Annotated in this window: 23 protein-coding genes, 1 tRNA gene and 1 pseudogene; 10 read left to right on the top strand and 15 right to left on the bottom strand. The window is 40.9% G+C overall.

Translation table 11 applies throughout. From position 1 onward, the window contains the following. Positions 1-85 precede the first annotated feature (85 nt). The 5 genes from pgi to L4F91_RS06080 all read right to left on the bottom strand — a co-directional run bounded on the left by pgi (position 86) and on the right by L4F91_RS06080 (position 5,524). Complete coding sequence (pgi, locus tag L4F91_RS06060) at positions 86-1,732, bottom strand: glucose-6-phosphate isomerase (protein ID WP_250364419.1); 1,647 nt, start codon at positions 1,730-1,732, stop codon at positions 86-88. Positions 1,733-1,765: 33 nt separating this feature from the next. Beyond that, entirely contained in the window at positions 1,766-2,851 is a 1,086-nt protein-coding gene (gene alr / locus L4F91_RS06065) for an alanine racemase (RefSeq protein ID WP_395895389.1), read from the bottom strand. Positions 2,852-2,856: 5 nt separating this feature from the next. Further along, positions 2,857-4,260: a replicative DNA helicase gene (locus L4F91_RS06070; protein WP_250350067.1), complete on the bottom strand. Its 1,404-nt coding sequence runs from the start codon at positions 4,258-4,260 to the stop codon at positions 2,857-2,859. A 184-nt stretch (positions 4,261-4,444) separates the two neighbouring features. Next, the gene (locus tag L4F91_RS06075; protein ID WP_250350066.1) at positions 4,445-4,906 is read right to left on the bottom strand and encodes a glycine zipper 2TM domain-containing protein; all 462 of its coding nucleotides are present in this window, start codon (positions 4,904-4,906) and stop codon (positions 4,445-4,447) included. A 42-nt stretch (positions 4,907-4,948) separates the two neighbouring features. Continuing rightward, complete coding sequence (locus L4F91_RS06080; protein ID WP_395895392.1) at positions 4,949-5,524, bottom strand: VOC family protein; 576 nt, start codon at positions 5,522-5,524, stop codon at positions 4,949-4,951. An 89-nt stretch (positions 5,525-5,613) separates the two neighbouring features. Here L4F91_RS06080 and argS point away from each other — a divergent pair, with 89 nt between their 5' ends. Next, entirely contained in the window at positions 5,614-7,347 is a 1,734-nt protein-coding gene (gene argS, locus L4F91_RS06085) for an arginine--tRNA ligase (protein ID WP_395895395.1), read from the top strand. Positions 7,348-7,539: 192 nt separating this feature from the next. Here argS and L4F91_RS06090 read toward each other — a convergent pair whose 3' ends face one another. From L4F91_RS06090 to L4F91_RS06110, 5 genes and pseudogenes are all read right to left on the bottom strand, one after another. Then, entirely contained in the window at positions 7,540-7,809 is a 270-nt protein-coding gene (locus L4F91_RS06090; RefSeq protein WP_395895397.1) for a DnaB-like helicase C-terminal domain-containing protein, read from the bottom strand. Positions 7,810-8,092: 283 nt separating this feature from the next. After that, on the bottom strand, positions 8,093-8,344 hold the full coding sequence (locus L4F91_RS06095; RefSeq protein WP_254714685.1) for a DnaB helicase C-terminal domain-containing protein: 252 nt from the start codon (positions 8,342-8,344) through the stop codon (positions 8,093-8,095). 54 nt (positions 8,345-8,398) lie between these two features. Beyond that, complete coding sequence (locus L4F91_RS06100; RefSeq protein WP_395895399.1) at positions 8,399-8,803, bottom strand: DnaB-like helicase N-terminal domain-containing protein; 405 nt, start codon at positions 8,801-8,803, stop codon at positions 8,399-8,401. A 61-nt stretch (positions 8,804-8,864) separates the two neighbouring features. Next, positions 8,865-9,539: pseudogene (locus L4F91_RS06105) on the bottom strand (ParA family protein). Between the two features lie 65 nt (positions 9,540-9,604). After that, positions 9,605-9,691 (bottom strand) — tRNA-Leu (locus L4F91_RS06110). 477 nt (positions 9,692-10,168) lie between these two features. Here L4F91_RS06110 and L4F91_RS06115 point away from each other — a divergent pair. Beyond that, a complete protein-coding gene (locus L4F91_RS06115; protein WP_395895401.1) occupies positions 10,169-10,273 on the top strand; it encodes an IS3 family transposase in 105 nt (34 codons plus the stop codon). A 118-nt stretch (positions 10,274-10,391) separates the two neighbouring features. Here the strand turns inward: L4F91_RS06115 and L4F91_RS06120 are convergent, their stop codons facing one another. The 3 genes from L4F91_RS06120 to lptF all read right to left on the bottom strand — a co-directional run bounded on the left by L4F91_RS06120 (position 10,392) and on the right by lptF (position 13,556). Then, entirely contained in the window at positions 10,392-11,309 is a 918-nt protein-coding gene (locus tag L4F91_RS06120; protein WP_395895403.1) for a mechanosensitive ion channel family protein, read from the bottom strand. A 69-nt stretch (positions 11,310-11,378) separates the two neighbouring features. Continuing rightward, positions 11,379-12,446: an LPS export ABC transporter permease LptG gene (gene lptG / locus L4F91_RS06125; protein ID WP_265778295.1), complete on the bottom strand. Its 1,068-nt coding sequence runs from the start codon at positions 12,444-12,446 to the stop codon at positions 11,379-11,381. A gap of 12 nt (positions 12,447-12,458) precedes the next feature. Continuing rightward, positions 12,459-13,556 (bottom strand): LPS export ABC transporter permease LptF, encoded by a 1,098-nt coding sequence (gene lptF, locus L4F91_RS06130; RefSeq protein WP_395895405.1) that lies wholly within the window; start codon positions 13,554-13,556, stop codon positions 12,459-12,461. 108 nt (positions 13,557-13,664) lie between these two features. Between lptF and L4F91_RS06135 the strand changes: the two genes are divergently transcribed. Then, positions 13,665-15,149: a leucyl aminopeptidase gene (locus L4F91_RS06135; RefSeq protein ID WP_395895407.1), complete on the top strand. Its 1,485-nt coding sequence runs from the start codon at positions 13,665-13,667 to the stop codon at positions 15,147-15,149. Positions 15,150-15,196: 47 nt separating this feature from the next. Here L4F91_RS06135 and selD read toward each other — a convergent pair whose 3' ends face one another. Further along, on the bottom strand, positions 15,197-16,234 hold the full coding sequence (gene selD / locus L4F91_RS06140; RefSeq protein ID WP_395897839.1) for a selenide, water dikinase SelD: 1,038 nt from the start codon (positions 16,232-16,234) through the stop codon (positions 15,197-15,199). A 204-nt stretch (positions 16,235-16,438) separates the two neighbouring features. On the opposite strand from selD, the gene gntR reads away from it, so the two are divergent. Then, the gene (gntR, locus tag L4F91_RS06145; RefSeq protein ID WP_395895409.1) at positions 16,439-17,440 is read left to right on the top strand and encodes a gluconate operon transcriptional repressor GntR; all 1,002 of its coding nucleotides are present in this window, start codon (positions 16,439-16,441) and stop codon (positions 17,438-17,440) included. A gap of 65 nt (positions 17,441-17,505) precedes the next feature. Here gntR and mdh read toward each other — a convergent pair whose 3' ends face one another. Next, positions 17,506-18,441, bottom strand: a complete 936-nt coding sequence (mdh, locus tag L4F91_RS06150) for a malate dehydrogenase (protein ID WP_395895411.1) — start codon at positions 18,439-18,441, stop codon at positions 17,506-17,508. A gap of 233 nt (positions 18,442-18,674) precedes the next feature. Between mdh and argR the strand changes: the two genes are divergently transcribed. From argR to rsxD, 6 genes are all read left to right on the top strand, one after another. Continuing rightward, positions 18,675-19,142: a transcriptional regulator ArgR gene (argR, locus tag L4F91_RS06155; RefSeq protein WP_395895413.1), complete on the top strand. Its 468-nt coding sequence runs from the start codon at positions 18,675-18,677 to the stop codon at positions 19,140-19,142. Then, positions 19,143-20,021: a TIGR01777 family oxidoreductase gene (locus L4F91_RS06160; RefSeq protein ID WP_395895415.1), complete on the top strand. Its 879-nt coding sequence runs from the start codon at positions 19,143-19,145 to the stop codon at positions 20,019-20,021. Between the two features lie 295 nt (positions 20,022-20,316). Further along, positions 20,317-20,898, top strand: a complete 582-nt coding sequence (gene rsxA / locus L4F91_RS06165; protein WP_250350054.1) for an electron transport complex subunit RsxA — start codon at positions 20,317-20,319, stop codon at positions 20,896-20,898. A 1-nt stretch (position 20,899) separates the two neighbouring features. Further along, on the top strand, positions 20,900-21,499 hold the full coding sequence (gene rsxB, locus L4F91_RS06170; protein WP_395895417.1) for an electron transport complex subunit RsxB: 600 nt from the start codon (positions 20,900-20,902) through the stop codon (positions 21,497-21,499). Beyond that, a complete protein-coding gene (gene rsxC / locus L4F91_RS06175) occupies positions 21,499-24,069 on the top strand; it encodes an electron transport complex subunit RsxC (protein ID WP_395895419.1) in 2,571 nt (856 codons plus the stop codon). The genes rsxB and rsxC overlap by 1 nt, the downstream gene beginning before the upstream one ends. A gap of 66 nt (positions 24,070-24,135) precedes the next feature. Further along, positions 24,136-25,152 carry an electron transport complex subunit RsxD gene (gene rsxD / locus L4F91_RS06180; protein WP_395897840.1) on the top strand — a complete coding sequence of 339 codons (1,017 nt, stop codon included), beginning with the start codon at positions 24,136-24,138 and terminating at the stop codon, positions 25,150-25,152. Positions 25,153-25,155 lie beyond the last annotated feature (3 nt).

Raw genomic sequence — 25,155 nt, forward strand, 5'->3', positions numbered from 1 at the left:
ATAGTTCAAAACCTTCATGCCATAAATCAATAAAAAAATAAGCGGGTATTCCCCCGCTTATTCATTCACTAGACTCGTTTGTATCTTAACGCCACGCTTTATATTGGTTGATTAAACCATTAGTTGAGCTGTCGTGGCTGGTGATTTCGCTGTTGTTTTCAAGCTCTGGTAAAATACGGTTAGCAAGCTGTTTGCCAAGTTCTACTCCCCATTGGTCAAAGCTGAAAATGTTGAAGATCACACCTTGAGTGAAGATTTTGTGTTCATACATTGCAATTAATGCCCCTAAGCTAAATGGCGTGATTTTTTGCAATAAAATTGAGTTGGTTGGTTTGTTACCAGTGAACACTTTAAATGGTACAATCTCTTTCACTTCATCAAGGGATTTACCCGCTTTCACAAATTCTGCTTCTACCTCTTCTTTTGTTTTACCAAATGCCAGTGCTTCCGTTTGTGCAAAGAAATTAGACAATAATTTCAGATGGTGATCTGAAAGTGGATTATGAGTTTGTGCAGGGGCAATAAAATCACAAGGAATTAAAATTTTACCTTGGTGAATTAATTGATAGAACGCGTGTTGTCCGTTTGTACCCGGTTCTCCCCAGATAATTGGACCTGTTTGGTAATCCACCACTTTACCATCACGCCCTACATATTTTCCGTTTGATTCCATATTACCTTGTTGGAAATAAGCGGCAAAGCGGTGTAAATATTGGTCATAAGGCAAAATAGCTTCTGTTTGCGCGCCAAGGAAATTGGTGTTCCATAAGCCCACTAAAGCTAATGTTGCAGGAATATTTTCTGCAAGCGGCGCATTGCGGAAATGTTTATCCATTTCGTGCGCCCCCGATAACAAGGCTTCAAAGTTTTCAAAGCCGATAGAAAGGGCGATAGATAAGCCAATCGCTGACCATAATGAATAGCGTCCGCCAACCCAATCCCAAAATTCAAACATATTTGCCGTATCAATGCCGAATTTTTCTACTTCTTTTGCGTTAGTTGAAAGTGCGGCGAAATGTTTTGCAATATGCGCTTCATCTTTCGCACTGGCTAAGAACCAATCACGTGCAGAATTTGCGTTGGTCATTGTTTCTTGCGTAGTGAAGGTTTTTGATGCGACTAGCACCAGCGTGGTTTCTGGATTCACTTTTTTCAATGTTTCAGCGATATGTGTGCCATCTACATTAGAGACAAAGTGCATTGTAAGATGATTTTTGTAAGGGCGTAAGGCTTCGGTAACCATATAAGGTCCTAAATCTGAACCGCCGATACCAATATTAATCACATCGGTAATGGCTTTGCCTGTATAGCCTTTCCATTCCCCTGAAATAACACGATCGCAGAACGATTTCATTTTAGCAAGTACCGCATTCACCTCTGGCATCACATCTTTACCATCCACCAAAACAGGGGTATTTGAGCGATTACGCAATGCGGTGTGTAGCACAGCACGGTTTTCAGTGCGGTTAATTTTTTCCCCGCTGAACATCGCTTCCGTTGCGGCTTGCAAGCCACATTCTTCCGCTAATTGACGCAATAGTCCTAAGGTTTCTTGAGTAAGATTATTTTTTGAATAATCCACTAAAATATCCTGATTAAAGGTTAAAGAATAATCTTTAAAACGGTTAGGCTCTTGCGCAAATAATTGTTGAATAGTGGTTTCGCCCAGATTGTTTTTATGTTGTTCTAAGGCTTTCCACGCTTGCGTGCTGGTTGGGTTGATGTTTTTCATTTGAGTTTCCTTTTATTAAGTTTAATTAAAAAATTAATCAATATATTCCGTCAAAACTCGTGGGGTGAGTTTTGTTATTAATTCATAACTTAAAATGCCACTTATTGCTGCGATTTCTTCAATAGGTAATTCCTTACCCCATAAGATTACTTCGTCCCCCACTTGATCTTGGCTGTCTTGACCAAGATCCACAGTGAGCATATCCATTGATACCCTGCCCACAATTGGCACACGACGTCCATTAAGATAAACCGGAGTTCCTTGTGGCATATCTCTTGGATAGCCATCTCCATAGCCAATGGCAACAACACCAATTTTGGTATCTTGTTCGCTCACCCATTTTCCACCATATCCTACGGGTTCGCCTTTTTTATGATTACGCACTGCAATCAGCGATGAAGTGAGTGTCATCACAGGCATTAAGCCGTATTCTTGACTTGGTACGTTATTCGGTGAAATGCCATATAAAATAATGCCGGGACGAATCCAATCCAAATGCGCTTCAGGCCAAAATAAAATGCCTCCAGAGGCGGCAATACTACGCTCCCCTACTCTATTTTTCGTCGCTTGAAGAAATGCGTTAAGTTGCTTTTGGGTGTAATCTGATTCTAATTCATCGGCACAGCTAAAATGACTCACAAAACCAAAGTGCGGTTCAATATTTGGACATTTTTCAAGCGCTTGGCAAAATGTCTCTACTTCCTCTAACGCGACACCAAGGCGGTGCATTCCCGTGTCTATTTTGAGCCAAACGTTAATTGGGTTGGGTAAATTGGCTTGCTGTAAGGAATTTAACTGCTCTTCGTTATGCACGATAGTTTGGATATTATTGACGGCAATAATCGGTAGATCTTTCGCGCGGAAAAAGCCTTCTAATAATAAAATGGGCTTTGTAATCCCATTTGAGCGTAATGTGAGAGCTTCTTCTAAGCGTGCAACGCCAAAACAATCGACAAATTCTTCCAACACGGAGGCGACAAACGCCACACCGTGTCCATAAGCATTGGCTTTTACGACAGCAATCACTTTGCTATGTGGCGCTTTTTGTTTAATCACCCCAATATTATGTTTGAATGCCTGTGAGCTAATTTTTGCCGTAGCGGGTTTTACATCAATCATAATGCCTACTCGTAAGAATAATCAGGTTGATCTTTAAGGTTGTCAAAACGAGAAAATTGTCCGTTAAATTTTAACCGCACTTTACCAATCGGGCCATTACGTTGCTTACCGATAATAATTTCTGCAATGCCTTTCTCTTCCGAATTATCGTTATATACTTCATCGCGGTAAATAAACATAATCAAATCCGCATCTTGCTCAATAGATCCTGACTCACGTAAATCTGAGTTTACAGGACGTTTATCCGCACGGTTTTCCAAGGTACGGTTAAGCTGTGAAAGAGCAATCACAGGCACTTCCAACTCTTTTGCTAAGGCTTTCAAAGAACGCGAAATTTCTGCAATTTCCAAGGTACGGTTATCGGAAAACGCGGGCGCACGCATTAACTGCAAATAATCCACCATAATCAGGCTCAGCCCGCTGTGTTCGCGATACACGCGTCTCGCACGCGAACGCAATTCAGTTGGCGTTAGCCCTGAAGAATCATCAATATACAAATTGGGTTTTTTCCTAAATATCCCTAAGGTGCTGGCAATTTTCGCCCAATCCCCTTCATCTAAACCTTGTCCAGTCCGAATTTTCGTTTGATCCACCCGGGAAAGAGAAGCTAAAGAACGCATCATAATTTGCTCTGAAGGCATCTCTAAACTAAAGACCAACACAGGTTTATCACTGGCTAATGCGGCATTTTCACATAAATTCATCGCAAAGGTGGTTTTCCCCATAGAAGGGCGTGCGGCAACAATAATTAAATCCGAAGGCTGTAAGCCTGCGGTTTTGCGGTCTAAATCAATAAAGCCCGTCGTTACCCCTGTTACCCCATTATGGGTTTCGCTCATACTTAGCACTTCAATTTTATCAATGGTTTTATCCAAAATATCAATGATATTTTGCGGCCCTTCACTCGCCGTGGTACGCTTTTCTGCAATGCTGAACACTTCACGTTCGGCATCATCAAGAATTTCTTTTACATCTCGCCCTTTAGTTTGATAGCTCATTTCAGCAATTTTATTACTGGACGCGATAAGTTCACGCAAAATTGCTTTCTCTCGTACAATCTCGGCATAAGTCAGCACGTTCGCGGCACTTGGTGTATTTTTTGACAGTTCTGCTAAATAGGCAAAACCGCCCACTTCTTCGCTCACCCCTGCCGCTTTTAATGTTTCATCTAAGGTAAGAAGATCCACGGGTTTATTATTGCGGATCAAATTCATAATATGTTGAAAAATCAAACGATGCTCAAAGGTATAAAAATCCTCAGCAATAATGCGTTCAGAAACCGCATCCCAATGGGTATCGGTCAGCAACATACTGCCGATCACGGCTTGTTCTGCTTCAATGGAATGAGGGGGGATATTAATCTGCTCAACTTTTTTATCTTTTGAGTTTGAAGGGTATTGTTTCGCCATAAATCCGTTTTTGATTATGATAAAAATTTATGCCTATCATATACCAAATTGAGGTGAGAATTAAGAAAAAGAACGGTGAAATAGCGAAAATACCTCAATTAACATAAAAGGGAGAAATACATACGCTTAGGCGCAATAACAAAAAAGTGCGGTAAAAATTACCGCACTTTTTATGACAATCAAATTAGATGACCGACACATTAAGCTTTGAATCACCTACGATTTGAACTTTTGCTCCCGGAACAAATTTTTCATTGTATTTTTGTACAACCACAATTTGTTTACCATCATTTTTTCTGATCACCAATTCTTGCGCATTCACTTGGCTTGCTTTTTCTTCTACTTTGCTACCAATCACGGCACCCGCAATTGCACCAACTGCCGTTGCAATCGCTTGACCTGTACCGCCACCAATGCCAGAACCCGCAATACCGCCAAGTACACCGCCACCAACAGTACCGATTACCCCTTCATTTTCTGCTTGAATTTTCACCGCTCTTACAGAAACAATCGTACCATAGCTGATTGAGCGCGCTTCTTTTGCTTGTCCACCAGAATACACATCACCGCTGTAAATATCCTGATTTGCACAACCTGCTAAGCCAATGCTCATTAAAATTGCTAATGCTAAACTCATTTTTTTCATAAGAAATACACCTTTATTTAACTTGTTATCTTTATTCCCTTATCAAGACACCACAATCGTCTTAATATGATAAGGATGCACCTTAATGCAAGTGGAATGATCACAACTCACTGCAATTGAAGGGTTGGGGAGCCTTTCACCCTCTACCTTAGGTTCACTCACTTTGACGCTCACATCTGTCATTTTGTTCCATAAAAAATGCGAATTTATACGCTCAACCCACGCATTTGCCGTTTCTTTAGGCAAAAAAGGAATGACCGCTTCAATATGTTCCCACCCTTCTTGTGGATAATGTTTATTTTTCGGGAAAGGTAATTCAATGATCTGTACTTGCTGATTGGCAAAGGTTAATGGCGTATCTAATTGAATAAGATAGATTTTTCGCCCATTGACGATATTATCACTTAAAATTTCACCGCACATTAATAACGCACTGAGCCAACGTTGTGCTGATTGCTCGCTGTTCACGCGCACCGCAAGGTGATCAATCACATAATCTTGCAACGGCAATGCCATTTTTTCCGCCAATTGTAAAATCTGCTGCTCAAATTTGGCAAATTCATCGTAGGAAAAGAAAGGGTTGTCAAAAAATGAAAAATTTTGTTCGCGACTTATCATTTTTTCCTGCTTTATCTTTGTCTTAATCCAGAAAGAACGGTATCATAGCGGATTATTTTATTTTCACAATTTAAAATTAAGGATAAACCGTGAATATTCAATCCATTTTATCTGACAAAATTAAGCACGCAATGATCCAAGCTGGGGCAGATGAACAATGCGAAGCCCTTGTACGCCAATCCAACAAACCACAATTTGGCGATTATCAAGCAAACGGCATTATGGCTGCTGCAAAAAAATTGGGGCAAAATCCCCGTGAATTTGCACAAAACGTGCTAGAACATCTTAACCTCGAGCCTATTGCAAACAACATTGAAATTGCAGGCCCCGGCTTTATTAACATTTTTCTCTCCCCAACTTGGCTTGCGGATAATGTGCAAGTTGCCTTGAAAGACGCTCATCTAGGCATTCACACCGATAAGAAAGAAACGATTGTTGCCGACTATTCTTCACCAAATGTAGCAAAAGAAATGCACGTCGGGCATTTGCGTTCGACCATTATTGGCGATTCAGTGGTGCGTACCCTTGAATTTTTAGGGCATAAGGTGATTCGTGCTAATCACGTTGGCGACTGGGGAACGCAGTTCGGTATGCTTATCGCCTATTTAGAAAAAATGGAAAATGAACACGCCAGCGAAATGGAATTGAGCGATTTAGAGGCCTTTTACCGTGCAGCAAAAGAACATTACGACAACGATGAAGCCTTTGCTGAAAAAGCGCGTAATTATGTAGTGAAATTACAAAGTGGCGATGAATACTGCCGCACAATGTGGAAAAAGTTGGTTGATATTACCATGCAACAAAACCAACGCAATTACGATCGCCTAAACGTTACCCTCACAGAAAAAGATGTGATGGGCGAAAGCCTATATAACCCAATGCTACCTGCTATTGTAGAAGATCTGAAAGCACAAGGGCTTGCTGTGGAAGATGACGGCGCATTAGTGGTTTATCTTGATGAATTTAAAAACAAAGATGGCGATCCAATGGGCGTGATCGTGCAGAAAAAAGATGGTGGATTTTTATACACTACCACAGACATTGCCGCCGCCAAATATCGCTATGAAACCTTAAAAGCGGATCGTGCACTTGTATTTTCAGATACACGCCAAAGCCAACATATGCAACAAGCGTGGCTGATTACACGCAAGGCTGGTTATGTACCAGATAGCTTCCAATTAGAACATAAAAATTTCGGTATGATGCTAGGTAAAGATGGCAAGCCATTTAAAACACGTACTGGCGGAACAGTAAAATTAGCTGACCTCCTAGATGAAGCCATTGAGCGTGCCGATAAATTAATTAGCGAAAAAAGCACCGCACTTTCTGCAGAAGAAAAAGCGGCCGTGGTTGAAGCGGTGGGAATTGGTTCAGTGAAATATGCCGATCTGTCCAAAAACCGCACAACAGATTACGTATTTGATTGGGATAATATGCTCAGCTTTGAAGGCAACACCGCCCCTTATATGCAATATGCTTACACGCGTATCCGTTCTATTTTCAATAAAGCAGGCATTAGCAGCGAACAACTTGCCGATGCGCCAATTAACATCATTGATGAAAAAGAACGTACCTTAGCCCTCAAATTACTTCAATTTGAAGAAGCAATCCAACAAGTGGCAAAAGAAGGTTCACCGCATATTCTTTGTGCCTATCTTTATGAATTAGCCGGCGTCTTCTCAAGTTTCTACGAACATTGCCCAATACTTAATAACGAAGACGAAGGAGTAAAACTCAGCCGTTTGAAACTGGCATTACTCACAGAGAAAACCTTAAAGCAAGGATTAGATTTGTTGGGAATTAAAACTGTTGAGAAGATGTGATTTTACACTTCAAAATAATAATCCGCACGTGAAACTTGAGGTTTTGAGGCTACCCTATAAGGGCCTTTACTTCACACATCCCTTAAGGGATGTGTGAAAGACCGAAAACCGTGTTTAGAGATTACTTTGGTTACCCTTTAAAGGGGGCTTGGTGTTGTGTAATTTGTTCAAGACTATGAACAACATGATTTTCTATCTCATGTTGTTTCGTGACAATTTTTTTGAATTTTCGCTCATCAAGATCAATTTCAAGATAAAGAGATTCATAGGATGTTCAGTTTGTTCGTTATAGAACTCATCTCTGTAAATGAACAGAATGAGATCTGCATCTTGCTCTAAAGAGCCCGATTCTCGTAAATCGGCATTCATTAGACGTTTATTTGCACGCTGCTCCAAGCTTCGGTTAAGTTGTGAGAGAGCGTAAACAGGACAATCCACTTCTTTCGCTAAACTTTTTAACACTTGAGAATGAGAAATTGCGGTAATTTCTAAATGACGATTTTCGTAACAACGAGAACCTTACATTAATTGCAAGTAATCAATAAAAATTGCCACCAGTTTGCCATATTTGCGAATTTTATAATGAACTTTCGAACGTAATTTTTTTGGGGGAGCCCGCCTTCATCATCAATGAGCAAGCGGTTTTTCCATTCATTTAAAACATGCCCATTGTAAGTGAGATTTTTGCCCATTCATCTTCATCTAACTGCCCTGCTTTGCAGATAGCTTGTAAACTTATTCAAGCTCACATAGCTAGAAAACGTTGCAGAATTTGTTCTGCCGGCATTTCCAGGCTATAGAACTGAATAGGTAAACCTTTGAATTTTTCTAAGGTGTGGTAAGCAGTCGTCTGGCAAAATTCAGTTTTTCCCATGGAAGGTCTTGCTCCGATTACAATAAAATCGCCAGCTTGTCCTCCTATAGTAACTTCATCTAATTCTTGAACTCCTATAGGAGTGCCAGTAACGGGATCAGTATTTTTAGCAGAAGACTCCATTCGAAGTGCTATCTTTTCTAACGTTTCATTTAAATCTGTAATACCATTTGTCTGCTAAGATAGTGTTAAATCAGTAAATTGTTTTTCTATATTTTCAAGTAATTCATCTAATTTTTCGGCTGATTTAGCAACTTGTATTTCAGAAATAATATTCTGACCCAGTCTTAAAAGTTTACGGTGCTTGCTGTATAGCACAACAATATCAATGTAAGCCTTAAAGTTAGCTGTAGTTGGAGTAATCTTCACTAACTGAGCGATATAGGCTAATCCTTCTAGCTGCTCCAAAATACCTTGTTCTTTAAAATATTGTTCAAGCGTTAATATATCGACGGATTTAGCATTACTTAATAATGAAAGAATCCCTTTGAAAATAATCTGATGTGCGTGCAGGTAAAAGTCATTTGAAGTGATTACATCAACTATCTCATCTAAAGAGAGTATTATCAATAATAAGTCCACCAAGAACCGAGCTTTCCGCATCTATAGAATAACGTTCTATTGGTTGCTTCGTATTCATACCTTACTCCTTATCCATAAAATGGCTTTGAGCAAATTGAGGCATCAGTAATGAACAGAGTTTTTGGATTGTTTTATATTCCGCTCGGTTTTATTGATAAACAGGGACTGGAGAATGTCGTAGCTTCGCGATAATCCACTTTATCTGGTACAGTAAAATCCAGTAATATTTTTGAGTCATCAAATTCTGTTGCAAATAAAATATGTGGAAAAATAGAGCAGAAAAGGACATCCGCAACTAATACAGACATATCAACAGTAATGTCACGATTACCGCGAGTATCGACAATAACCGCATCATAGCCTTTGATTTTACTTAAAAATAAGCTAAAACGAAGCGCATCATCTGGCGAATCTCGTAGCATTGGACTAATTTTATTTAATGGGTCGTTTGACTGAATCAAGTCAAGGTTAGGAGTTTGCGTTTTGGGAATAATATGTGATGGTTCTACATCTCTAAAATGTAAAAATTCATAAGTGCCATCGAGAGCCTGATAATCCAAAGCATAATAAGAACTTAATGTCAGTTGGGTATCAGTATCAATGAGAAGAGTTCTTAAGCGATATTCAGCGCAGAATGCACCAATATTTGCTGCATTTATACTTTTTGCCGTCCACCTTTGGTTGAAGCTACAGTAATAACAAAGGGCTTATTTAAAGCGTTTTGTAATAAATTCATATTACACACTTAACAAAGAAATTAACGTTAATGCGTATTGGCTTTAAAAGGAGTAGTTTTAAATATGGTGCCAGTGGTCGGACTCGAACCGACACGCTTTTAAGGGCGGCGGATTTTGAATCCGCTACGTCTACCAATTTCGTCACACTGGCTAAAGAAATATTTAGGTAAAAGCATTTATTATGCTTTAGATGTGGTGAATTATACGGTGTTGATTTTTGCTTGCAAGTAAAATTTGTCAATTTAATGATGAGTGAAGTAATTTTAGTCAATTTTAAAGTGCGGTGATAAATTTCTCCATTTTTCACCGCACTTGTGATCTGCACCCCAAAAACCGGATACCCAATTAGAGGTATGGGTTATATCCTATACTTATCAATTCCATTTAGAAATTATCAAACAAGTCACCGAACAGGATGTCGGTATCCGAGAATGCGAGGCATCCCAACTTTCCTTTGGTAAAAAAGATGCTGGAACAAGGGTTAACCCAATTAAGTGCGACGGATTGCCCCATTATTCACAGTGACCAAGGCGTCCTTTATAGTACAAACCCTTGGCGAAAAATGCTGGAGGGGCGCGCGATACCGAGTATGAGCCTTTATACTCGTAGCTATACGTGAATAGCGGAATTGCAAGCTGAACTTGAGGAATATGTGGTGTATGACAACCAAAAGCGTATTAAAATGGCGTTAAAAGGGCTGAGTCCTGTTCAATACAGAACTCAGTATTTATAGTTTAACAACCTGTCCAACTTTTGGGGAGTAGATCACTTTATAGAAAGAAATAAAGTAAATTTTTTACTCAGGATAAAAAAGCCTATCGTTGAAAGATAGGCTCACATTTGTTTTTTCGTTATTGTACTTTTGTGGTTGCGCGATTGTCATTGAGTTGAAGAGTTTTATCGAACAAGTTCACACCACCTTTTACGCCAAAATCAAGCGTAGTTACGTTGTAGGCAATGCTGATATTTTCTTGCTCAAAGCGTTTTTTCAACGCCATAATTGCTTGGCTTTTGGATTCTAAATAATCTTCATAGGTTACAAAATTTACCCAGAAACGAATAACGAAATCAAAGGTTGAACTACCAATATCAGTAAAGTAGAAATTGATATCATTTTTATCGATTACAAAATCCCACTCTTGTATTAATGCTAAGGTAACTTGGCGAACTTTATCCAGATCATCACCATAAGACACGCCCGTAGATAAAATCACGCGGCGTTTTTTCAATTTAGAATAATTAAAAAATTCGCCACTATAAATCATCTGATTTGGAATTAAGGCGGTTTCCCCTTCAATGGTCATTAATTCTACGGTAACTAAACCAATGTTCATTACTTTACCAATTGAATTGTTGATATTTACCCAATCTCCAATATCAAAAGGTTGTTCTGATTTAATTAATAAGCCTGAAAACGCATTAGATGCAATATCTTTAAAGGCAAATCCGGCGATAATGCCCACAATTCCTGCACCAGCCAGTAAGTGAGTTAGAAATGAAGCAAGATGTAATACTTCTAACGCCAGAATAATGCCTAAAAACCAAATCAGTATTTTCACACCAATGGCAATGCCTTTCGCCGCACGCAAGTTTTTGGCAAATAAACGGCTATAGATGCGCAGTGCGACTTTGCTCAGAATGTTGGCTAAAAAATAGAAAAGTGTAAGTAAAATAATGGCTGAAACAATATTAGGAATAAAACCAATCAGCCAATCTTTCCATTGAGAAAGCGTGTGTGTTACCAAGGTGAGTGAATTGTTTTCTGTCATAAAATTTCCTGTCATAAATAATCAAAAAGCCATTATAAAAATGGCTCTTTTTTATACCGCACTTTAGTATTAACGTTTATGTGCTAATAACCACCAAGTAATAAGAATAAATAGCCCGCTAGGCATTAATGCCCCTGCAATTGGCGGCACATTATAAACTAAACTGAGTGGGCCGAAAATCTCATTAACGACATAAAATAAAAAGCCAAAGCAAATTCCGGTGATCATTCTTGCACCCATTGTAACACTACGTAATGGACCAAAAATGAAAGAAAGCGCAAGTAACATCATTACCCCGACGGAAATTGGTTGGAAGAGTTTACGCCAATAAGTGAGTTCAAAACGTTTTGCGTCTTGCCCAGTTTCTTTCATAAAAGCAATATAATCTGCCAGCCCTGAAATAGAAAGTGAGGTTGGACGTAAGGAGACAATGCCCAATTTATCAGGCGTTAAGGTGGTTTGCCACGCTTCGTTAAGATAATTTGTTGTTGTAATTTTGTCCGCAGCAATTTGTGATTTATTCACTTGCATTAATTGCCAGTTGCCCTCTTTAAATTCTGCTTGATTCGCGTGGCTGACTTGTTCTAACTGGCGTTTATCATTGAAATGATAAATATAAATATCATTGAGTTTTACGTTGTCGGTAATTCGTCTCACATAGATAAAATCATTGCCATCTTTTGCCCACACACCATTTTTAACGGAAAGCATTTCTCCGCCAGAAATCGCTTTGGCACGCATATCTCGTGCAAATTGTTCCGTTTGAGGAATCCCCCATTCACCAATGATCATTGTAATGATCACCAAAGGGATGGCGGTTTTCATTACGGCAAAACCAATTTTTAAGCGCGAAAATCCTGACGCTTGCATGACCACTAATTCACTACGACTAGCTAGATTTCCCAAGGCAATTAATGCACCAAGTAGTGCTGCCATTGGAAAGAAGGTTTCAATATCTTTTGGAATTGTTAATACCGTGAAAAGTCCCGCGTGTAATACATCGTAAGTTCCTCGCCCTACGCTACGAAATTGCTCAACAAATTTGATAATTGCTGAGAGTCCAACTAAGGTAAGCAAGGTGGCAAAAATCGCCCCTAAAATGGATTTTCCAATATAACGGTCTAATGTATTCATCATTATTTTTATTCCTTAGGCACGTTTTTTGAATAATTGATAGCGAATTTTGTACATAAAGGCACTGTTCCAGCCATTCAATAATATACCTAACGCCAAAAAGCTAAAATTTACCACTGGCATAAGCACACTTGCATCGACTTTCCCTGCTGCCCCCGCTGATTTAAAAGAACTCTGCAATAAAAAATAAATGAGATAAAGTAAAAGTGCGGGTAAAATTTTGGCAAATCGTCCTTGGCGTGGATTAACACGGCTCAGTGGTACTGCGATTAATGCCATAATAGGAACCGCTAAAATAAGTGTAATGCGCCAATGAAGCTCTGTTTTACCCGCTGGCGTCGTGCTATTTAATAGTTGGCTTAAGGGCAAAGTTTCGGCATCATCAGTCTCATTTTCTGTGGCTTTATAACCTAAGTAGGCTTGATACTGCTCAAAATCGGTAATACGGAAATCAGGTAATACAGCACTCCCTTCAATGCGTTGGCTATGGGTGAGGTTTAACACCTGATCACCATTTGGTAACGCGGTGAGTTCACCACGAACAGCCATAATGACAGAGGGTTTTTCATTTTTTTTATTTTGCATTTGAAAAACATAAACCCCTTCAATGGTATTATTTTGAACTTTATCAATAAATAAAACCAAATCACTACTATTCGCTGAAATAAACTGCCCTGCTGCTAACGCCCCCATTGTTGGGTTCGCTTTTGCATCTTTGACGATTTGGCTTTGCTTTTGTAATGCCCAAGGCGAAAGAACCAATGCATTGTAAGCCGCTAATCCCGCAGTGGCTAAAGATAAAATTAATGCGACTTTTACTAATAAACGTTGCCCTACACCGCAAGCGCGCATTACCGTAATTTCACTTTCTGCATAAAGGCGACCAAAGGTAAGTAATAAAGCAATGAATAAACACAAAGGCAACATTAATTGTGCCATTGTCGGCATCCCCAATCCTAATAAGGAAAATACCAAATCTGCTGGCACTTTTCCGTTTGCAGCCGAACCAAGTACACGCACAAGTTGTTGGCAGAAAAAAATGAGAAGTAAAATGAACAGGATCGCCATTTGGCTTTTTAATACTTCTTTCGTTAAATATCTTGTTAAAATCACCGTATTGCCTATGTTATTTTGCTTGCAATTTTTATAGAAGTCGTTTCAAATTGAATGGCGTATAATAACGTATTTTTCAACAGAAGGCAGTAAATTAGTGAGGAACAAATGAAATATACTGTAAAAAACACCGCACTTTCTGCGGTAACAGGTAATGTTATCGTTGCTGTGTTTGAAGAAGGAAAACTTTCTCCCGCAGCACAAACACTTGATCAATTAAGCCAAGGCGCTATTAGCCAACTTATTCGTGTAGGTGATATGAAAGGCAAACTCGGTGAAGTGGTTACCTTGCGTTTATCTAATGCAAATCTCGAACGCATTTTTGTAGTGGGTTGTGGCAAACAAGAAGAACTTAGCGTTCGCCAATATAAACAAGTCATCAAAAGTGCTATTCAAGCAGTAAAGGCTACCAATGCGGAACAAGTGTATAACTTTTTAACGGAAGTGCAAATCAACGAACGTGATCTTTATTGGAATGTGAGATTTGCAGTGGAAGGCATTGCTGAAAGTTTTTATCAATTTGAGCAATTTAAAAGCCAAAAATCTGATAAACATTCCGTCTTACAGGAAGTTGTGTTTGCGGTTGAGCCCGTACAGCTTACAGAGGCTGAAAAAGCCATTCAGCAAGGTCAAGCCATTGCATTAGGTGTTGCCTTAGCAAAAGATGTGGCAAATTGCCCACCTAATGTGTGTAATCCAGCCTATTTAGCCGAGCAAGCCAAAAAACTCAGCGAAAAATCACCGCACATTCGCACCACCGTACTGGGTGAAAAAGAAATGGCAGAGCTGGGAATGAATGCCTATCTTGCGGTATCTCAAGGCAGTAAGAATGAGGCTCAACTTTCCATTATTGAGTATCGCAATCACCCTAATCCACAAGCCAAACCAATCGTTTTAGTGGGTAAAGGTTTAACCTTTGATGCAGGTGGTATTTCCTTAAAACCTGCCGACAGTATGGATGAAATGAAATACGATATGGGAGGCGCTGCCTCTGTTTATGGCGTGATGAACGCATTAGCAGAATTAGCATTGCCATTAAATGTGATTGGTGTCTTAGCTGGCTGTGAAAATTTACCCGACGGCAATGCTTATCGCCCCGGCGATATTTTAACCACAATGAGTGGTTTAACCGTTGAAGTGCTGAATACCGATGCAGAAGGACGTTTAGTGCTGTGCGATACGCTCACTTATGTAGAACGTTTTGAGCCTGAGTTAGTGATTGATGTTGCTACCCTCACAGGGGCTTGTGTGGTGGCACTTGGTCAGCACAACAGCGGTTTAATGTCGCCAAATGATCATCTCGCAGAACAGCTATTAAATGCCGCACAACAAAGTGCCGATAAAGCTTGGCGTTTACCCTTAAGCGAAGAATATCAAGAACAACTTAAATCTCCATTTGCTGATCTTGCCAACATTGGTGGGCGTTGGGGCGGTGCGATTACCGCAGGTGAATTTTTATCTAATTTCACAAAAAAATATACGTGGGCGCACTTAGATATTGCAGGTACCGCGTGGCTACAAGGCGCAAACAAAGGGGCGACAGGTCGTCCTGTAAACTTGCTGACCCAATTTTTACTGGATCAAGTAAAATAAACATAAAAAAACTCCCTCAATTATTTGAGGGAGTTTTCTTTTAGGCACTACACAACTTCAATCAAAAACTGCTGTTCTTGATCAGTGAGTTCTCCCACTTCAAATAATTCAATCCCCTCTTGCTGCGCCAATGCCATTACTTGCGCCACTGCATCTGGCTTCACAGCAATCAACAACCCACCTGAAGTTTGCGGATCACACAACACCGCTTTTTGTTGCTCATTCATTGGTGAAATTTTATGTCCGTAACTCTCAAAATTTCGCCCTGTTCCACCCGGCACACAACCTTTTTCAATATAACGAATCACGCCATCTAAGGTATGAATTTTATCAAAATACACTTTAGCCTTGAGCTGTGAACCTTCACAAATCTCACTTAAATGCCCAAGCAAACCAAAACCGGTTACATCCGTCATCGCGGTGATTGCCTCCAATTCGGCAAATTGACTACCGATTTTATTCATTTGGCACATTGTTGCACTGGCAAGCCCTTTATGTTCTGGCTTGAGCTTACCTTTTTTCTCTGCTGTGGTTAAAACCCCAATGCCTAATGGTTTAGTCAAATAAAGTTTACAGCCTGCTTGTGCGGAAGCATTCTTTTTCACTTTGTCCGTAGAAATCACTCCCGTTACAGCTAAGCCGAAAATCGGTTCTGGTGAATCAATAGAATGCCCACCAGCCAGCGCGATACCAGCTTGTTGGCAAGCAAAGCGTCCACCTTCAACAATTCGTTTTGCCACACTCGGTGGTAACAATTTAATTGGGAAACCCAAAATAGCAATTGCCATTATTGGTTTGCCTCCCATCGCATAAATATCACTAATGGCATTAGTCGCCGCAATACGTCCAAAATCAAAAGGATCATCGACTATCGGCATAAAGAAATCCGTTGTACTAATAATGCCTAATCCATTACCAATGTCATAAACAGCAGCATCATCTTTGGTTTCATTGCCAACCAATAAATTTGGATCAACAAACTTTTCCAGTTCCGAATGTAAAATGGTTTCTAAGACTTTTGGTGAAATTTTACAACCGCACCCTGCGCCGTGACTGTATTGTGTTAAACGAATGGTTTCTGCCACCGTTTGATCTAGCGCATTTTGTACATCGGTAAGATCTGTTTCTTTTTGCTTAGTTTCTTTTTGCATAGCATCCTCGCGTTACCATCAACTGATGAGTGAATGAGGTTATTATACGCTGATTTATTAAGTGCGGTGATTTTTTGTGAAATTTTTGTCTTAAATCAGTTAAAATGTGCCTTATTATTTTGCTGATAAATATCACTAATGAATAGACGAAAACGCCCTACATTACAAATGATTGCCGATCATCTTGGTTTAACGAAAATGACGATTAGCCGTTATTTACGTCAGCCCGATTCTGTTGCACCAGAAACCCAGCAAAAAATTGCTGCAGCGATTGAGCAATTTGGCTATATCCCTAATCGTGCGCCAGATATTTTATCTAATGCGAAAAGCCTTGCCATTGGTGTATTACTCCCCTCGCTCACAAACCAAGTATTTGCTGAAGTGCTAAAAGGCATTGAGCTAATTACAGACAAAGCGGGCTATCAAACAATGGTCGCACACTACGGATATAGCGAAAAAAAAGAAGAACAACGTATTGAAAGCCTACTTTCTTATAATGTGGATGGCTTGATTTTATCGGAAAATCATCATAGCCCCCGAACCCTAAAAATGTTGGAAGTCGCCAATATTCCTGTGATTGAAATTATGGATAGCAGCGAAATGGGTATTCAACAAGTAGTAGGCTTTGATAATGTGGCGGCGGCACAATCTATGGTAGAAACGATGATCCATTATGGTCATAACAAGATCGTATATTTTACCGCTCGAATGGATAAACGCACCCAATTAAAAATGCAAGGCTATGAAAATGCAATGAAAAAGCACGGTCTCACGCCACATAGTTTAATTACCTCTGCCCCCTCTTCTTTCACCTTAGGCGCACATTTACTTCGCCAAGCCTTGAGTGAATATCCTGACACTAACGGGATTTTTTGTACCAATGATGACTTAGCCATAGGGGCTATCTTTGAATGCCAACGATTAGGGATTAAAATCCCACAGGAAATGGCGATTGCTGGCTTTCACGGCCACGATGTCGGACAATCAATGACACCCCAGCTCGCAACCGTGATTACGCCAAGGTTAGAAATTGGCAAGATCGCCGCACAAGAATTACTAAACCGTTTAAAAGGACTCCCTGTGCAAAGCCATATTATTAATTTGGGTTATGAAATTCATTTGGGGCAAAGTGTGAAGTAATGCCCATCACCGCCATTAAAAAAGGGCATCACAAAAAATGCCCCTTTTTACTTTCTAGCTAAAAATTAGCCATTAACAAATTTCTCGCCTAATTCAATATCAGCACGTAATGTTGGTAGCATATCTTCTAATGCTTTTTGCTCAAAAGCACTTAATTCACCAATTGGCAGAATTTCTTCAACCCCTTCTTTACCTAAACGAACTGGCTGAGCGAAGAAACGGGCGTATTTACCATCGCCCTCTACATAACTACATTCCACCACAGTTTGACCGCTCAGACCTTTTACTAAAGAACGGGCAAAACGTGCAGCGGCTTGTGCCATAGAAAGGGTTGCAGAACCGCCGCCCGCTTTTGCTTCCACCACTTCTGTTCCAGCATTTTGGATACGTTTTGTCAGTGGCGCAATTTCTTCCTCTTTCCATTGTGCATACGGCACTTGAGATAATAACGGCAAAATGGTTACCCCTGAATGTCCACCAATCACTGGTACAGCTGTGCGAGAAACATCAAGTTCTTTTAACGCTGCCACAAAAGTTTCAGAACGAAGAACATCAAGTGTCGTAACACCAAATAATTTACGTTTGTCATAAACACCTGCTTTTTTCAACACTTCTGCCGCAATAGCTACTGTTGTATTGACTGGATTTGTAATGATCCCAATGCAGGCTTTCGGGCAAGCTTGCGCAACTTTTTCAACCAGATTACGCACAATTCCCGCATTAATATTAAATAAATCTGAACGATCCATACCCGGTTTGCGCGCAACCCCCGCAGAAATTAACACCACATCTGCGCCTTGTAACGCAGGTGTAGGATCTTCACCTGAGAACCCCTGCACTTTTACCGCGGTTGGGATATGGCTAACGTCCACGGCAACACCGGGCGTAACAGGGGCAATATCATAAAGCGATAATTCTGAACCAGCTGGTAGCTGTAACTTTAACAATAATGCTAAGGCTTGACCAATTCCGCCTGCGGCACCTAAAACTGCAACTTTCATCTAATACTCCTCTTTTTGGTTATAAATCAAATTAGTTGAATTTTAGACTTATCCCCTAGCAAATTCAAACAGAGAAATTCAATAGTGAGATCTAATTCAAAGTTTTAAAAAATTTATTTTAACCTTGTTGAATTTCCTTTCTGTTATGGTGTTTTCAACTTGCTAAAAATTGAATTTTTATGCAAAATTCCTGCCCATATTTGCAATACAACCTTATTATGAAGCCTAAAACGATGACAACAGACAAAAATGATAATTTAATCGCTACATTTAAAACCTTGCTCGAACAAGAACGTTTCGGTTCACAAGGGGAAATTGTAAACGCCCTACAACAGCTCGGTTTTAATAATATTAATCAATCTAAAGTTTCTCGAATGCTCACCAAATTTGGTGCAGTGCGCACGCGCAACAGCCGAATGGAAATGGTGTACTGTTTACCCGCTGAATTAAGCGTGCCAACGTCAAGTAGCCCATTAAAAAACTTGGTGTTAGACATCGATCATAACGATTTTTTGATCGTGGTGAAAACCAGCCCCGGCGCAGCACAGCTTATCGCTCGCTTATTAGATTCAGTGGGCAAAGCCGATGGCATTCTTGGCACGATTGCTGGAGACGATACTATTTTTATCACACCGACCTCAAGCACGGCGATTTTAGCGTTAATGCAACGAGTGCAAGAATTATTTGAAACGAGCCTATAAATGAACATTTTGCTCACAGGCGGCACAGGGCTGATTGGTTCAGCCTTGATCCCGCAACTTCTCGCCAAACGACATAAAATTTGCCTTTTAACACGCAACATTCAGCCAGAACGGTTTCCAAATGAAGTGCAACAAATTGATCATCTTGCATTATTAAAAAATCTCAATGAATTTGATGCTGTCATTAATTTAGCCGGTGAACCTATTTTCAATCACCGCTGGACAGCCAAACAAAAAGCCAAACTTTTTGCAAGCCGAGTAAATTTAACGCAAAATTTAACCGCACTTATCAATCAAAGCGATTGTCCGCCTCACACCTTGATTTCAGGATCGGCGACGGGGTTCTATGGTGATCACCAAGATCATTGGATTGATGAAACAACGCCTGCTGGCACACAATTTCCCGCCCAGCTATGCCAACAATGGGAAGCCGCGGCAAGGCAAGCCAACACTCGCGTTTGTTTATTACGCACGGCAATGGTATTAAGTCCAAACGGCGGTGCATTAAGCAAAATATTACCGTTATATCGCCTAGGTTTAGGCGGAAAACTCGGTAGTGGCAAACAATATTGGGCTTGGATTAGCTTACAAGATATGATCGCGGGAATTTTATTTTTATTAGAAAATAGACAATATGAAGGCGTCTTCAACTTCGCTTCCCCAGAACCGATCACCAATCAGGATTTCAACCAACAGCTCGGAAATTTCCTTAACCGCCCTCATTGCGCTAACGTGCCAGCGTTTGTATTACGTTGGTTTTTAGGTGATCGCTCACAATTATTATTACACAGCCAACGCATTCGCCCCACTCGCCTGATTGATGCGGGTTTTGAATTTAAAGTGGAGAATTTTGCGGCGTTTTTGGATTATTTATCATAATAATTTAGAAAGAAACAGCTCACTTAGTCCCACCACATCGTTTCATCTTTTCACAAGGTTTTTCCTAGCAAAAACTAAAGTGCGGTCTAAATTTACATTATTTTTCTAGCTTTATTGGAAGATCTATGTCTCCACCTATACATTATCCAGATCTGATGAAACAAAACTACCTAAAATTTTCTATTGTTATCCCAGCAAGAAACTAGGATAATAGCGAGCGAGATTTTTTCTGACAACTTGGCTTTCAACTATATAAAAATCATAACAATGCAATGAAAGCAAGGATAATGAACCGATGACTGACTATATTTTATTAATTATTAGCACCGCACTTATTAATAACTTTGTCCTAGTGAAATTCCTAGGGCTTTGTCCTTTTATGGGGGTATCGAAAAAAATCGAAACTGCCATTGGAATGGGGCTTGCTACAATGTTTGTACTCACCGTTGCCTCCCTTTGCTCTTATTTAATTGATCGCTACTTACTGACGCCATTTAATGGCAATTTTTTACGCACCTTAGTGTTTATTTTAGTGATTGCCGTGGTGGTGCAATTTACTGAAATGGTCATTCACAAAACAAGCCCAACCCTTTATCGCCTACTCGGTGTATTTTTGCCCCTTATCACCACTAACTGTGCGGTGTTAGGCGTGGCATTACTCAATGTCAATTTAGCCCATAATTTAACCCAATCCGTGGTTTACGGTTTTGGCGCTTCACTCGGTTTTTCCCTTGTGCTGGTGCTATTTGCCGCCTTGCGTGAACGCCTTGCCGCTGCAGATGTGCCAATGCCATTTCGCGGTGCATCTATCGCCTTGATTACAGCAGGGCTAATGTCCCTTGCCTTTATGGGCTTTGCTGGCATAGTGAGAATGTAAAATGACAACCTTATATTATGTCCTTCTCGCTATCAGCGTGCTTGCTTTAATTTTTGGTGCTATTTTAGGTTTAGCCTCAATCAAACTGAAAGTGCAAGCGGATCCTATCGTAGAAAAAATCGATGCACTGCTCCCACAAAGCCAATGCGGGCAATGTGGCTATCCCGGCTGTAAACCTTACGCTGAAGCAATTGCACAAGGTGATGTGATTACCAAATGTATTCCGGGTGGGCAGCCATTAGTGGTTAAAATTGCCGATTTATTAGGCGTGGACGTACCAGCAACAGAATTTGATGAAGAAGATAACGCCGCAAAAGTCGCACTGATTCACGAAGCGATGTGTATTGGCTGTACCAAATGTATTCAGGCCTGCCCCGTTGATGCCATTATTGGCACCAATAAAGCGATGCACACCGTAATTCCAGATCTTTGTACAGGTTGTGAACTCTGTGTTGCACCTTGCCCGACAGATTGCATTTCAATGATAAAAGTAGAACAAGACATTGATCATTGGGATTGGAAATTCGATCCCAGCTTAACCATTCCGGTGTTAGATATTACCGCAAACCGCAACTCAAAGAATCAGGGAGCGGAAAAATAATGGCTGATGTATTAACCCATTTTAATTCTGGAAAATTATGGGATTTCGCAGGAGGAATTCATCCGCCTGAAATGAAATCACAATCTAATCACGTCCCAATTCGCCCAGCGGCGTTGGTAGAAACCTACTATGTACCAGTTAAACAGCACGCAGGCAATGCGGGAAATCTGTTGGTAAAAGAAGGGGATAAGGTGCTAAAAGGCCAGCCATTAACCTTAGGTGAAGGCTTGCGTAATCTGCCCGTACACGCCCCAACTTCAGGCATTGTTACGGCCATTACCCCTTATATTGCCGCTCACCCTTCTGGCTTACCTGAGCTAACCATTCAAATTCAGGCAGACGGTAAAGACCAATGGCGTACACAACACCCGATTGAGGATTTTCTCACCCAAACGCCAGAACAGCTTATCGAAAAAATTTATCACGCCGGCATTGCGGGGTTAGGCGGTGCCGTGTTCCCTACTGCGGCTAAAATTCAATCGGCAGAAAATAAAGTAAAACTGCTGATTATCAATGGTGCAGAATGTGAACCTTATATCACCTGTGATGATCGGCTAATGCAAGATTATCCTAACGAGATCATCGAAGGAATACGGATCTTACGCTATATTTTAAGCCCCGAAAAAGTGGTCATCGCCATTGAGGACAATAAACCCAACGCCGTTAAAGCCCTTAAACACGCCTTAAAAGGGGCAAATGATATTGAAATTCGTGTTATTCCCACAAAATATCCTTCTGGTGCGGCAAAACAGCTTATTCAAGTGCTAACCGGCATTGAAGTACCAAGCGGACAGCGTTCTTCCAGCATTGGCGTACTAATGCACAATGTTGGCACCGCTTTTGCGATCAAAAGAGCGGTGATAAATGACGAACCTTTAATTGAACGGGTGGTAACGCTAACAGGTGATAAAATCCCCCACAAAGGTAATTTATGGGTACGCTTGGGAACACCTATTTCTGCACTATTGCAACAAGTCGGCTACCAATATGATGGGCGTTTTCCCGTGTTTATGGGCGGACCTATGATGGGCTTTATTTTGCCAAATCTCAGCGCGCCAGTTACAAAAATCACCAACTGCTTACTTGCGCCTGATCATTTTGAGTATGCCGAACCCGAACCTGAACAAGCTTGTATTCGCTGTTCTGCCTGCTCTGATGCTTGTCCTGTGCATTTAATGCCACAGCAACTCTATTGGTTTGCACGCAGTGAAGATCATCAAAAATCAGAACAATATGCCCTGCAAGATTGTATCGAATGTGGCTTGTGTGCCTATGTTTGCCCAAGCCACATTCCGCTTATCCAATATTTCCGTCAAGAAAAAGCAAAAATTTGGGAAATCAAAGAACAAGCACAAAAATCCCACGAAGCCAAACTACGCTTTGAAGCACGCCAAGCACGTTTAGAGAAAGAAGAACAAGCCCGCAAAGCGCGTACCCAACGTGCTGCCGAAGCACGTCGCGAAGAAATCGCAAAACAAAACGGCATAGATCCTGTTCAAGCGGCATTAGCGCGCCTAAAAGCTAAAAAACAAACGGACAACGAAAGTCCAAATGTAAAAACCTTTGTGGATGAAAAAGGTCAGCTTCAACCAGATAATTCCGATATTATGGCGCAACGCAAAGCTCGTCGCTTAGCTCGCCAACAAGCAGAACAAGAACGTGCTGCATCAGAAAATCAAATGCAAGAAAATCCACAGAACACAAATTCTGCGGAAAATCTCACAGTTGATCCCAAAAAAGCCGCTATTGCTGCCGCACTCGCACGAGCCAAAGCAAGAAAACAAGCCTCAAGCCATAATGCACAACCTGAAAACGCAAAAGCCAACACCACAGAAAATTCAACTCAAACAAATAGTGAAAGTGCGATAGAAAACCGCAAAAGCTCAACGTCAGCACAAGGAGTGATTGAAAACCGCGAAAACGCAACGGCAATACAAAGTGCGGTTGAAAAAACGCAAGAAAATCCCACCGCACTTGATCCGAAAAAAGCGGCTATTGCGGCGGCTATTGCACGAGCAAAAGCGAAGAAACAGGCACAGAATGGCACGGCACAATCTGCCCACGCAACGTCGCAACTTGTTGAAGAGCAAGAGGCTGTGAAAAGTGAACACCGTGAAAGTGCGATAGAAAACAGCGAAAGCGCAACGTCAGCACAAGGTGTGATTGAAAACCGCGAAAACGCAACGGCAATACAAAGTGCGGTTGAAAAAACGCAAGAAAATCCTACCGTACTTGACCCGAAAAAAGCCGCTATTGCGGCGGCTATTGCGCGGGCAAAAGCGAAGAAACAGGTACAGAATGGCACGGCACAATCTGCCTACGCAATGCAGCAACCTGTTGAAAGACAAGGGGATGTGGAAAGTGAACGCCACGAAAGTGCGATAGAAACAACGTCAGCACAAGGTGCGATTGAAAACCGCGCAAACTCAACGACAATACAAAGTGCGGTTGAAAAAACGCAAGAAAATCCCACCGCACTTGATCCGAAAAAAGCCGCTATTGCGGCGGCAATTGCACGAGCAAAAGCGAAGAAACGAGCAAAAGAAAATCAATCCAAGGAAAAAGAATAAGGTTTATCAATGTTTAAAATGATGAGTTCGCCACATACCCACTCGGGCAAATTAACTGCTCGCATTATGCTGTGGGTTGCACTGGCTATGTTGCCTGCTTTCGCGGCACAAGTTTATTATTTTGGTTTTGGTGTGTTGATTCAAAGCCTACTCGCTATTTCCTTTGCGTTAGTGTTGGAATTTATCGTTACTCGCTTACGCAAAAAACCAACCCTGTTTTATATTAGTGATTTCAGCGTCGTGCTAACGGCATTAATGCTCGCGATGGCAATTCCGCCTTATGCGCCTTATTGGGTGATTTTAATTGGCACATTCTGCGCCGTAATACTCGGCAAACACGTTTATGGCGGCTTGGGGCAAAATTTGTTTAACCCTGCAATGGTCGGTTATGTGGTATTGCTCATTTCCTTTCCGGTGCAAATGACTGCTTGGCTTCCCCCTGTAACCCTATTAAATGAACCGCCTAGCCTGCAAGATGCTTATCAGTTGATTTTCCACGGCATCACCACAGATGGTTTCAACCTACATCAATTAACCAATTCCATTGATGGTATTACTCAAGCCACGCCGTTAGATTCCGTCAAAACGGCAAGCAAAATCAATATGGCGATAAGTGAAGTCAATCAATCACCGATTTTTGCACAAGTATTGCCGTTAAAAGGGGAACTCAACCTTGGTTTAGGTTGGGCGCAAGTGAATTTTTTCTTCTTACTCGGTGGGCTCTTTTTAATTTGGAAAAAAATTATTCATTGGCAAATTCCAACGGCTTTTTTATCCACAATGTTACTGGTAAGTGGACTACATTGGCTGCTTTCTTCTTATGTGCCAAGCCCTTTATGGCAGTGGTTTAGTGGTGCAACGATGTTCGGGGCATTTTTCATTGCAACCGATCCTGTTACCTCTTCCATTACCCCAAAAGGTAAACTGGTTTTTGGTACGATTATTGGCTTGCTGGTGTGCCTGATCCGATTCAATGGTAACTACCCTGATGGTGTGGCATTTGCTGTGTTATTGGCAAATATTTGTGTGCCACTCATTGATCACTACACGCGCCCGCGCGTGGCTGGACATAGAAGGAAATAAGCA

Source organism: Avibacterium sp. 20-126 (assembly GCF_044358625.1).
GTDB lineage: Bacteria > Pseudomonadota > Gammaproteobacteria > Enterobacterales > Pasteurellaceae > Avibacterium.